The organism is Streptomyces sp. NPDC029674 (genome assembly GCF_044903205.1).
Lineage (GTDB): Bacteria > Actinomycetota > Actinomycetes > Streptomycetales > Streptomycetaceae > Streptomyces.
In genome coordinates, this window is the sequence record NZ_JBJDPY010000008.1 from 352,200 (window position 1) to 364,315 (window position 12,116).

Genomic DNA, 12,116 nt, shown 5'->3' on the forward strand with positions numbered 1-12,116 from the left:
AGCGGGCGGACCGGAGGAAGATGCCGGGGTGGCCTGCCGCCCCGGCTGCCCCGCCGCAGCCGGTGGCCACGCTGATCCGCCGGGATGGGAATCACCGCCCGGATGCCGCGCTTGCGCAGGTGGCCGCGGATCGCACGGGATGAGTAGGCCTTGTCCGTCAGGGCCATGTCCGGCCGGGTGCGCGGCCGGCCACGTCGCCGGGGAACACGCAGGCGGGCCATGACGTCGGTGAAGGCCGGTGCATCGCCGGCCTGTCCCGCAGTCAGAACGAACGCGAGGGGCCGGCAGCGGGCATCGGCTGCGAGGTGGACTTCGGCCGTCAGCCCACCACGGGACCGGCCGATGGCGTGGTCGGCCGGTTCGCCGCCCGGGGCCCCTTTTTGCGGGCCCCGGCCGCGTGCTGGTGAGCTCGCACGATCGTGGAGTCCACCGACACCGCCCGGGCCAGGTCCTCATTGGCGTCGGCCCAGGCCATCAGCGCGGTGAACACCCGCTCCCAGGTGCCGTCGACGGCCCACATCCGCAACCGGTTGTAGACGCCTCGCCAGGCACCGTACTTCTCCGGCAGATGCACCCACTGCGTTCCGGTCCGGAACTTGAACGCGATCGCATCGATCACCTCACGGTGATCCCGCCGGCGGCCACCACGCTTCGGCGTCCGGTCCGGGAGCAACGGCTCGATCCTCCGTAGCCGCGGAGCGCGAGCACGGTGCCGGGATCTGCTGACCCGTGTCCGGTCCCGCCGCCCGTCGTCGATCAGCCGGTACGGCGCGTCCCACATCCCGGCGGGCCCGGATTGCCTCCAGGTGGCTGCAAACGTAGGTTGGGCGACCGTTCCTGTGCTTGAAGATTGAATTGAAAGGTGCCACCAGGTGGGCCGACGCGAGAAACCGGTGGACCCCAGCGCCGGCCCGGTGCAGCGCCTCGCACACGACCTGCGCCTGCTCAGGGAGAAGGCCGGAAAGCCGCCGTACCGGGAGATGGCCGAGCGCGCCGGTTACTCCACGACCGCGCTGTCACAGGCTGCGGCCGGCGACCAGCTGCCGACGCTCGGGGTGGTGCGCGCGTATGTGGAGGCGCTGGGTGCCGACCCGGACGAGTGGGAGGCTCGCTGGCGGGAGGCGGAGGCCGAGCTGCGCGCTCCGGCGGACGACGAGCGGGCTCCCTACCGTGGACTGGCCCGCTTCGAGCCGACTGACAGCAACCTGTTCTTCGGCAGGGAAGCACTGGTCGCCGAGTTGCTGGGCCTGGTGAGCGCGCACCGGTTCGCCGCGGTGTTCGGCCCGTCCGGCAGCGGGAAGTCCTCGCTGTTGAGGGCCGGGCTCGTCCCGTTGCTGAGGGACGCCGGGGGTGGGGACCGCCCGGCAGTGATCCGGGTCCTCACCCCCGGTGAGCGGCCCGCGCACACGCACGGACAGGTGCTCCTCGCCAAGGACGGCGAGTTGGACACATGGGTGATCGTCGATCAGTTCGAGGAGTTGTTCACTCTCTGCCGGGACCGCGAGGAGCGGGATCGCTTCCTCGACCTGCTGCTCGGCGCGCGTGAGCCGGAGAGCCGTCTGCGAGTGGTGGTCGCGGTGCGTGGTGACTTCTACGGCCATTGCGCCGCTCATCGGGAGCTGGCCGAGGCCGTCAGCCGCGCCAATCTGCTGGTCGGGCCCATGAAGGAGGACGAGCTGCGCGAGGTGATCACTGGCCCGGCCACCGCAGCGGGCCTGAACGTGGAGCGAGCGCTGACCGCCCGGATCGTCGAGGAGGTCGGTGACCAGCCGGGTGCGCTGCCCACGCTCTCGCACGCACTGCTGGAGACCTGGCGCCGTCGCCGGGGCCGCACGCTGACGCTGGCTGGATACGAGGAGGCGGGCGGGGTACGCGGCGCGATCGCCGCCACGGCCGAGCAGGTGTACGGCGACCTGACCGCGTGGCAGGTACGGACGGCCCGTCGCATCCTGCTGCGGCTGATCGCTCCCGGCGGCTCCGCTCTCGAACGGGGTTCGCCGCTGTCTGCGGGTGCCCCTGACACGCGCCGCCCGGCGTCCCGCGCGGAACTGACCGGACCGGACACCCTTGAGGTGCTGGAACGTCTTGCCGCCGCCCGTCTGATCACCCTCGACGGCGACACGGTGGAGCTGGCCCACGAGGCCCTCATCACGAGCTGGCCTCGGCTGGCCGGCTGGATCGAGGAGAGCCGTGAGCGGCTGCACGCGCAGCGTCTGCTCGGCGACGCCGCCCATGCCTGGGACGGGCTGGACCGCGATCCCGGTGCCCTGTACCGGGGCACCCGGCTGGCCCAGGCCGAGGAGCTGTTCCCCGTGACGCAGACCGGGCGACAGGCCGAGGACGACGATCTGTCTCCGCTGGAGCGGGCCTTTCTCCGCGCGTCGGGGGCGGGCCGGGACGCGGAGCGGGCCGCCGGGGCACGGACCGCCCGACGCACGCGCGCGCTCGCCGTGGGACTTTCGGTGTTCCTCGTGTGCGCGCTGGCGGCCGGCCTGCTCGCCTGGCAGCGTGACCGGACGAGCGAGCAGGAATCCGCGAAGGCCGCCGCCCGACACCTTGCCACGATCGCCGAGAGCCTGCGCGCCAGTGACCCCCGCACCGCCGCCTTGCTCGGCGTCGCGTCCTGGAAGCTCGCCCCGCTGACGGAGTCCCGTTCCGCGCTGCTGGCCTCGCTGGCCCAGCCGGAGCGGGACACCTTCACGGATCCGCAGACGGGCAGTGACGCCCGGCGCTTCCTCACCGACCGCGGCCGGAGCCTCGTCAGTGTCGCGGGCCGCACGGTGAGGGTGTGGCGTGTCGCCGACCACCGGCGTAAGGCGACCTACCGCCTGCCCAGCGGCATGGAGGTCTACGCCGCCGGCCCCGACGCCCGTTCCCTGAACCTCTCCGGGCAGGACGGTGAGGTGCTGTGGGACCTCGCCGCCGGGAAGCCCGCCGCCGAACTCGGCGATGCCGCTTTGGTGGACGCCTCCGAGGACGGAAGCGCGTACCTCACCGCTCCCACAGGGGACGAGGGCTCGCTGCGGCTGCGGCGGACCGACGGCGCCAAAACCGCCTTCTCGGCCGATGCCCCGGGCAGCACGGGCATGACGGCCGTGGGTCCGGGCGGTCGGCTGCTGGCGCTGTGCCCTGCCCGAGGCCGGCCGCAGGTGTGGGACACCGCCCGGCACCGACGGCTGACGGGTGAGTGGGACAAGGCCGACAACACCGTCTGCGGCACCGGCTCGGGCGCGGACGACGGATCCCGCCTGCTGAAGTTCAGCGCGGACGGTCGACGGCTGGCCGTCGCCCACGGCACGGCGATCTCCGTCTGGGACGTGGCCGGCAGGCGCACGGTCGCCGACTTCGAAAGCGGCGGCATCACCGGGTTCACACAGCTCGCCCTCTCCGCTGACGGTCGGTTCCTCGCCACGGCCGACGACCAGCAGATCGCCGTGTGGCGCCTGGACAGCGGAGGCACCCTCGCCTACGAGCGGCCGCTGTCCGGCGCGGAGGTGAAGGGGCTGACCTGGGCCCCGGGCGGGCGACGCACCCTGCACTACCTGGACGGCGCCACCGTCCACAGCTACGACCTGACCGAGCGCCTGCGCCCCCGATGGCAGGACACCGAGGCGGACGCGACCGCCCTGAGCCCCGACGGCACCTCTCTGGCCACCGTCACGCGCTCCGGCCACGGCTACCGCTTCGAGCTGCGCTCCACGCGCACCGGCAGGATGCTCGCCAGGGCCCGGCTCGGATCGATGCCCTCACCGGAGAACGCCGGCCCTCTGCTGTCGTTCAGTCCGGACGGCCGGTCGCTCGCCGTCGCCGACACCACCTCCGCGCGCGGCTCGCTGCGGCTGCGGTTCACGATCTGGGACGTACCGGAACACAAGGTGCGCACGGTCTTCGACACCGCCGGTGCCGATGACCATCCTGCGTCCGGCCTTGCCCTGGGTCCCGGCGGGCGGACCCTGCTGGCCGTTCGCTCCGACGAAAGCGGCGCCGAGGTCTGGGACACCGCCCGCCACCGCAGGCAGCGGACCCTGCGCGGCCTGTCCGAGACCGCCATGGCGGTCCGACCGGACGGCCGGCTGCTGGCCAGTCACGGTGACGCGTACGGGGACCTGGCGTCCGGCGAGGCCACCGGGCGTTCGCTGGCCGACGGCCGGCAGGTCACCGCGCTCGCCTTCAGCCCCGATGGCACCCGGCTGGCGGTCGGTGACGAGACGGGGCACGTCACCCTGTGGGACGGCGGCATCCGGCGGCGTACGGGCGTGCTGACCGGTACCGCCGATACGGTGCCCCGGGGCCGGCCGGAGCCTGTCACGGCGCTCGCGTTCTCCGCCGACGGAGACACCTTCGCCGTGGGCGGGATGGGTGGCACGCTGCGGCTGTGGGACTCCGACGGCCAGCGGCTGCTCGGCGGCGACCTGCCCACGTCCGGTGACGAGATCGACTCCCTCTCCTTCGCGCGGGACGGGGGCACGGTCTATGCCGCGGGCCCGCACGTCCCGCTGCAGGCGCTGCCCATCGCCCCGGATCATGCCGTCCGCGCCATGTGCGAACGAGCGGGTGGCGGACTCACCCGGGTCCAGTGGCACACCTACGTACCCGACGCCCCGTACCGGGAGGTGTGCCCCGCGCCGCGGTGAGAAGAGCTGGGATTGTGGGACGAGAATTGTTCAGGGTGACCCCGGGGGTCGCTGAAAAACGCCTCTGACCTGGAACATCGAGAGCACAACGGCCGTCCGCGCGCTCCGGGTGCAGGGCGGCCGACCGGCGTCCGTTCCGTGATGCCCGGCACGTCCTCTTCCCACCAGGTTCTCCGCATGCGTACTCACATCCTTGTTCCCACGGCGCTTCTCCTCCTCGGTGCATGCACCTTGACCGCCTGCTCCGACGGCGCCGGAGTCGTGGAGTCCTCTCCTGCCCGGGCACAGGCTGGACCGTCCTCTCCTGGGGCCCCGGCGGTCGACCCTTCGAAGATCAAGGGTCTGGAGATCGTCAGCGACAGCAGTGAGCACGGCTCCTGCCCGTTTGCCGTCAGCTACCCGAAGGTGCCCGGGGCAAGGGCGATGACGGCCGCGCTGAAGAAGGACGTCGACCAGCGCCTGGCCACTTTCCGCTCCAGCAGGTGCGGCAGCGACTCGACCGCGGTCGGCGAGCTCAACATCAGCCACCGCTTCCTGGCCGCCTCCGGGGACGTGCTCGGAGTTCGACTCACCACCCTGGACAGCAGTGGGGCGGGTAACCCGCGGACGGCCAAGAGCTACTGGTACGACGGGAAGGACGGCGCCTACCACCCGGCGCTCGACCTCGTCGCCGACGGCTCACGGAATGCCTTTGTCGCCGCCTTGAAGAAGCGGCTCAAGGGCCGTGAGGGAGTGGACCCCGCCCTTCTTGACGAGGCCTTTGCCGACACCAGGGACCTCGCCGACCTCCTCGGCGATCTGTCCTTCACCGCCGACGGCGGTCTCCGGGTGCACGTCGCTCCGGGCGCCGTGGGAGGCGCTGCGGCCGGGGCCTATGTCGTGTCCCTCACCGAGGCGGCGACCACGCCCTGGTTGTCCCCCTTCGGCAAGCGCGCCCAGAAGCAGAGCGAGCACCCCGGCGACGGCCTGGATCTGGGCTCCACCCGCACGCCCGCGGCCGTGCCCACCCACACCGCCTCCGCCGACGACGACACCGACTGCAAGAAGGTCAAGTGCATCGCTCTGACCTTCGACGACGGCCCGGCTGCCCCGGAGTCCGCGAGCCTGCTGCATCACCTCGCCCGGTACAAGGCGCGGGCCACTTTCTTCGTCGTCGGCCAGAACGTGGCAACCCATCCCGAACTCGTACGAGCCGAGGCGAGGGCCGGTCACGAGATCGGCAACCACTCCTGGAACCACCCCGACCTCACCAAGCTCACCTCCCGGCAGGCCGCCTCCCAGCTGGGTCGCACCAGCGCCGCGATCAAGGCAGCGACCGGCAAGACCCCCACTCTCTTCCGGCCGCCCTACGGCGCGGTCAACACCCGGGTGAAGGCCGCCACCACGCTCTCGCCCGCGCTGTGGGACATCGACACCGAGGACTGGAAGTACCGGGACAGCGCCAAGGTCGCCCGGAAAGTCATCGCCAAGGCGCGGCGCAACAGTGTCGTCCTGATGCACGACATTCACCCGACATCCGTGGCCGCCGTACCGCAGATCCTGCGCACTCTCACCGCCAAGGGCATGCACTTCGTCACGGTGAGCCATCTGCGGGCCACGCTCTGAGGCCCGCCACCTTCGGTTGCACGGTCCTCGCGGCAACCATCCTCGAACCGGCGGCAACTGTTGAGCGGCCCGTGTCTCACGGGCGCCCCCCACGTACGTACAGATGGGAAACGACGCATGACTGAGCCGCACAGCCACGGCAGGGCCCGGCACCGCAGAAAGAAGACGGCCCTGGTGGCAGGGGTCCCGCTGGCGCTGGCCGCCGCGGGAGCCCTGGCCTACGGCGGTGCCTTCGGGGTCTTCGGCGCGGACGCGCAGCCGCGGGCCGCCGCCGCCCCCGCACCGGCCTGGGCGAACGACGCGGCCGACGGTTTCGCCTCGGTCCACGCGCTGGGGCAGAAGGGCACCTACGGTGGCCGCGGCGGGCGGACGGTCACCGTGCGGACCCTCGCCGACCTGGAGAAGTACGCGACCGCGAAGGAGCCCTACGTCATCGTCGTGGCCGCCACGATCCCCATGAACCCGAAGGGCAAGGAGATCAAGGTCGCCTCGGACAAGACGATCGTGGGCGCGGGCACCTCGGGGCAGATCGTCGGCGGCGGCTTCTTCCTCGGCCAGGGCGTGCACAACGTCATCATCCGGAACCTCACGATCCGGGATTCCTACGAAGGGACCTGGAACGACAAGGACCACGACTGGGACGCCATCCAGATGGACGGCGCGCACCACGTGTGGATCGACCACAACGATCTGCGGCACATGGCCGACGGCCTGATCGACAGCCGCAAGGACACCACCAACGTGACGGTGTCCTGGAACAGGCTGAGCGACAACAACAAGACGTTCGGCATCGGCTGGACCGAGAACGCCACCGCCGACCTCACGATCCACCACAACTGGTTCCGCGAGACCGAGCAGCGCAACCCCTCGACCGACAACGTCGCCCACGCCCACCTCTACAACAACTTCCTCCAGGACGACCCCGGCACCGGCGTCACCTCGTCCTACGGCAACTACGCGCGCGGCAGGACGAAAATGGTCCTGGAGAACAGCTACTTCCAGGGCGTGAACAACCCCGTCACCAAGGACGGCACCGCCGCCCTCGTACAGCGCGGCAACGTCTTCTCCCGCACCACGGGCCGCAACGAGAGCGGCGGCACGGCGTTCGACCCGAAGGCGTACTACCGCTACACCCTCGACAAGGCCGCCGACGTACCCGCGCTCCTCAAGTCCGGGGCCGGACCGCGCCCTTCCATCGGGGTGACGGCGGCCCGGGCCGCGGCCGCCGCGCGGGGGACCCTCACCGTGGCCAAGGACGGCAGCGGCCAGTACAAGAGCGTGCAGAAGGCCGTCGACGCCGTCCCCGCGGGCAACACCTCACGCGTCGTCATCCGCATCAAGCCCGGCACCTACCGCGAGACGGTCAAGGTCCCCGCGAACAAGCCGCACGTCACGTTCGAGGGCACCGGCCGCAGCCGCAAGGACACCGTGATCGTCGAAGGCCACGCCGCCGGCATGAAGAAGCCGGACGGCACCCCCTACGGCACCGGCGGCAGCGCGACCGTCGCCGTGGAGGCCGACGACTTCCGGGCCCGCAACCTCACCATCTCCAACGACTTCGACGAGGCCAGGCACCAACAGCTGAAGGACCAGCAGGCCGTGGCGCTGCGCACCGCCGCCGACCGGGTCCGCCTGGACGCCCTCATCGTCAGCGGCGACCAGGACACCCTGCTCCTGGACACGGCCGCCAAGGAGAAGACGGGCCGGGTGTACCTGACCAACTCCTACGTGATCGGCAACACCGACTTCGTTTTCGGCCGCGCCACCGCGGTGATCGACAAGTCCGTCCTGACCCTGAAGAAGCGCTGGAACGGCACCTCGGCCGGATATGTCACCGCGCCAAGCACTCCGGCCGGACGCAAGGGCTTCCTCATCACGCGCACCACCATCGACGGCGACGTCTCCGCCCGCAGCTTCCACCTCGGCCGCCCCTGGCACGCGGGCGGCGACGCGTCCCTCGACCCGCAGACCACCATCCGCGACAGCAAGCTCGGCGCGGCCGTCAAGACCGCTCCCTGGACCGACATGGGCGGCTTCTCCTGGAAGAAGGACCGTTTCGCCGAGTACAACAACGGGGGCCCGGGTGCAGGCGCCGCCAACAGTGACCGCCCGCACCTGACCGACGCCCAGGCCGCTGCCCAGGAGACCACCGACTGGTTCGGCGACTGGAAGCCCACCGCCTGAACCCCGTCGGCTCGGGGACAAGCCGGGACGCCCCCTGTGCCCCGGAACGGCTGAGCCGAACGGAACCCAAAGCACTGCGTGATGGAGGCCCCACTCGTATGCGGCAGGGCCCGGTGCGGGATGCGCCGGGCCCCCGTACGGGGGAGTGCTACCCGGAGGCGGCAGGACACTCCCCGAGCGTCTCTCCCGTCACAGAAAGCCTGTTGCCTTCCACCCCGAACAAGGGGGCGCCACTCGGTCGTTTGTAAGCCGATGTCATATCCGTCCACACCCGAAGGAGAAGCGCGTGAACCGTACTCTGCGCAGATCTTCGTTCCTCGCCCTGCCCGCCGCCGTCATGCTGACCCTGATGCCGTCGAGCGCGTCCGCCTACCCCGGCCCCGGGAGGGTCACCGGCGACGTCACCGTCCACGACCCGACCATGCTCCGCGCGCCCGACGGGCGCTACCTGCTCCACTCCACCCACGGCTACCTGGAGTCCCGCACCTCCACCGACCGCGTCGCCTTCAGCCGCAACGGCAACGCCTTCACCTCACCGCCTCGTTGGTGGTCGCGCTATTCACCCGAGAACGACCCGTGGGCACCCGACGTCTCCTATCACGGCGGCCGGTACCTGATGTACTACTCCGTCTCCAGCTTCCGCTCCAATACCTCGGCCATCGGCCTCGCCACCTCCACGACCGGGATGCCGGGCAGCTGGAAGGACCAGGGCGTCGTCTACTCCTCCACGGCCAGCAGCGACTTCAACGCCATCGACCCTGACCTGTTCGTCGACGACGACGGCAAGTGGTGGCTGGCCTTCGGCTCGCACTGGAGCGGGATCAAGATGATCCGCCTCGACCCGGGGACCGGCAAGCAGTACGCGAGGGACACCACCCGCCACTCGCTCGCCTCGCGCTCCACGGCCCCCAGGGCGGTGGAGGGCCCGACCGTCATCAAGCGGAACGGCTACTACTACCTTTTCGCCTCGTACGACACCTGCTGCAGCGGCACCTCCTCCACGTACAAGATCAAGGTCGGCCGGGCCACCAGCCCCACCGGGCCCTACTACGACCGCAACGGCGTCGCGATGAACAAAGACGGCGGCACCGTCGTCATGGCGTCCCAGGGATCCGTGATCGGCCCCGGCGGGCAGGACATCATGCGCGACGGCGGCAAGGACCTGCTCGTCTACCACTACTACGACGGCAATGACGGCGGTGCCTCCAAGCTCGGCCTCAACCTGCTGAAGTGGAGCGGCGGCTGGCCCACCGCATACTGACCGGGACTCGGCGGCGCGGGGGCGGCGGTTCGCGTAAGGGCCGCCACTCCCATGCCTTCGCGCGCGACGGGCACGTGCGGCCCGCCCGCTGCACCACTCGGTCTTCCCACCGCGCCCTGCCCCGCCGCCCTGCCCCGCCGGTTCATGGTGCACCTTCGCCGTCCCACCGGTGCGCATCACGGCCGGGACCGGACGGCAGCCGACGAGCCGGAGGTTTCCTCGTCGCTCACGCGCCCGTCTGCGGTCGGCGGCGGGTGACCGGTGGCTGAAGCAGGGCTCCTGCGGCCCGGCCGTAGGCCGTTGAACCGACAACCTTTACATAGGGGCGGCGACCACCAGCGGCCCCTGCCCCCGACCCATGAGGTATCCATGTCCCTTGTTCCACCCGCAACGCACCGCCGTCGCCGCAGAGGGCGGCTGCTCGCGGCAGCTCTCGCTGCCGTCCTCGTCGGCACCGGCGCTTCCCTGGCCCTGGACCGGTTCGCGGACGCCGCCGACACACTGCCCGCGCCCGCCAACAAGGCGACGAAGGCTCTGGCCGCAGCCCGCGTCGCGGAGCGCCTCGACCGGGGCCTGGTCGCGGTGCCCGCGGACGGCGGAACGCTCGTCACCTGGCGGATGCTCGGCAACGATCCGGAGGGCGTCTCCTTCAAGCTCTACCGTGGCAGTGAACTCATCGAGGAGACACACAAGACCAACTACCTCGATACCCGAGGCGGCCCCTCGTCGACGTACGAGGTCCGTGCCGTCGTCAACGGCGCGGAAAAGCCCGGCGAGAAGGCCCGGGTGTGGGCTTCCGGACGCCTCGACATCCCCTTGCAGAAACCCGAAGGCGGCACCACCCGCGACGGCGTCGCCTACACCTACTCCGCCAACGACACCTCAACGGGCGACCTGGACGGCGACGGCCAGTACGAGCTCGTCGTCAAATGGGCGCCCTCGAACGCCACCGACGTCGCCAACTCCGGCACCTGCACCGGACCGACCGTCTACGACGCCTACGCGCTGAGCGGCAAGCGGCTCTGGCGGGTCAACCTCGGCACCAACGTCCGCAGCGGCTCCCACTACGACTCCTTCCAGGTGTACGACTACGACCGCGACGGCAAGGCCGAGATGGCCGTCCGCACCTCCGACGGATCAAAGGACGCCGCGGGCACCGTCATCGGCGACCGGAACGCCTCGCACCTCGCAGCCAATTGCGCGGTCATCAGCGGAGCCGAATACCTGTCCGTCTTCAACGGAGCGAGCGGCAAGGTCATGGACTCCGAACCCTTCGAACCCGCCCGCGGCTCCGCAGCCGACTGGGGCGACACCTGGGGCAACCGTGAGGGCAGGCTGCTCTCCGCCACCGCCTACCTCGACGGCACCAGGCCCAGCATGGTCTTCACCCGCGGCATCTACGCGCGCACCGCACTCGCCGCGTACGACTGGAACGGCTCACAGCTGACCCGGCGCTGGAAGTTCGACAGCAACAGTTCGGCGAACCGCGGCAAGGGCTACGACCAGCAGGGCAACCACAACCTCGCGGTCGCCGACGTCGACGGTGACGGCAAGGACGAGATCATGTACGGCGCGATGGCCGTCGACGACAACGGCTCGGGCCTGTGGACCACGAAACTGGGACACGGCGACGCCCTGCACGTCGGCGACCTGAACCCGACGCGCCCCGGCCTGGAGTCCTTCAACGTGCACGAACACAAGGACTCCGCCTACGGCTTCGAGATGCACGACGCGAAGACAGGCCAGATCCTGTGGGGCCAGAAGACCGGCACGGACGTCGGCCGCGGCATCTGCGCGGACCTGGCCAGGCAGCACGCAGGCGCCGAGTGCTGGTCGAGCGGCGGCGGGCTCTACACGGCGGCCGGCAAGAAGATCAGCGACAGCATTCCGGCGTTCGGCGGCGGCGCCTCGTACAACTCCGCGATCTGGTGGGACGGCGACGCCCACCGTGAACTGCTCGATCACCGCTGGTCAGGCTCGGCGAAGACCGGCTACGGCCAGATCCTGAAGTACGACGGCGACAGCGAGCTCACCCGCATCTGGCACGACCAGGACGCCAAGTCCAACAACTGGACCAAGGGCAGCCCGGCGCTCTCCGCGGACCTGCTCGGTGACTGGCGCGAGGAGATGATCTGGCGGAACGCCGACTCCACGGCGCTGCGGCTCTACAGCACCCCGCATCCCACCGAGTACCGGCTGCCGACACTGATGCACGACCCCGTGTACCGCACGGGCGTGGCCTGGCAGAACACCGGCTACAACCAGCCGCCGCAGGTCAGCTACTACCTCGGGACGAAGTAGACGGGGCACGGGCGAGCCCTCGCCTACGAGGCGAGGGCTCATGGCAGATGCGAGGGCGCCGGAGGCGCCGTCATCGGCGCACACCGTGCTGTACGCCCCCACGGCCTGGCCGACGCCGCGTTCCTCCTGGA

At 70.8% G+C, this 12,116-nt stretch carries 5 protein-coding genes and 1 pseudogene; 5 read left to right on the forward strand and 1 reads right to left on the reverse strand.

All coding sequences use genetic code 11. From position 1 onward, the window contains the following. Nucleotides 1-26: 26 nt before the first annotated feature. A pseudogene (locus ACI2L3_RS21635) lies at nucleotides 27-682 on the reverse strand (IS5 family transposase); the annotation flags it as partial. A 190-nt stretch (nucleotides 683-872) separates the two neighbouring features. Here ACI2L3_RS21635 and ACI2L3_RS21640 point away from each other — a divergent pair. The 5 genes from ACI2L3_RS21640 to ACI2L3_RS21660 all read left to right on the forward strand — a co-directional run bounded on the left by ACI2L3_RS21640 (nucleotide 873) and on the right by ACI2L3_RS21660 (nucleotide 11,985). Further along, nucleotides 873-4,634, forward strand: a complete 3,762-nt coding sequence (locus tag ACI2L3_RS21640; protein WP_404753983.1) for a helix-turn-helix domain-containing protein — start codon at nucleotides 873-875, stop codon at nucleotides 4,632-4,634. 177 nt (nucleotides 4,635-4,811) lie between these two features. Beyond that, on the forward strand, nucleotides 4,812-6,239 hold the full coding sequence (locus tag ACI2L3_RS21645) for a polysaccharide deacetylase family protein (RefSeq protein WP_404753984.1): 1,428 nt from the start codon (nucleotides 4,812-4,814) through the stop codon (nucleotides 6,237-6,239). A gap of 117 nt (nucleotides 6,240-6,356) precedes the next feature. Next, complete coding sequence (locus ACI2L3_RS21650; RefSeq protein WP_404753985.1) at nucleotides 6,357-8,423, forward strand: pectinesterase family protein; 2,067 nt, start codon at nucleotides 6,357-6,359, stop codon at nucleotides 8,421-8,423. 337 nt (nucleotides 8,424-8,760) lie between these two features. Continuing rightward, nucleotides 8,761-9,684 (forward strand): arabinan endo-1,5-alpha-L-arabinosidase, encoded by a 924-nt coding sequence (locus ACI2L3_RS21655; protein ID WP_404754050.1) that lies wholly within the window; start codon nucleotides 8,761-8,763, stop codon nucleotides 9,682-9,684. A 369-nt stretch (nucleotides 9,685-10,053) separates the two neighbouring features. After that, entirely contained in the window at nucleotides 10,054-11,985 is a 1,932-nt protein-coding gene (locus tag ACI2L3_RS21660; protein WP_404753986.1) for a rhamnogalacturonan lyase, read from the forward strand. The last annotated feature ends 131 nt before the right edge of the window (nucleotides 11,986-12,116 follow it).

Bases quoted from the DNA above. Each gene is read 5' to 3' on its own strand.
- ACI2L3_RS21645 (WP_404753984.1), top strand. From the start codon at position 4,812: ATGCGTACTCACATCCTTGTTCCCACGGCGCTTCTCCTCCTCGGTGCA.
- ACI2L3_RS21650 (WP_404753985.1), top strand. From the start codon at position 6,357: ATGACTGAGCCGCACAGCCACGGCAGGGCCCGGCACCGCAGAAAGAAG.
- ACI2L3_RS21655 (WP_404754050.1), top strand. From the start codon at position 8,761: ATGCTGACCCTGATGCCGTCGAGCGCGTCCGCCTACCCCGGCCCCGGG.
- ACI2L3_RS21660 (WP_404753986.1), top strand. From the start codon at position 10,054: ATGTCCCTTGTTCCACCCGCAACGCACCGCCGTCGCCGCAGAGGGCGG.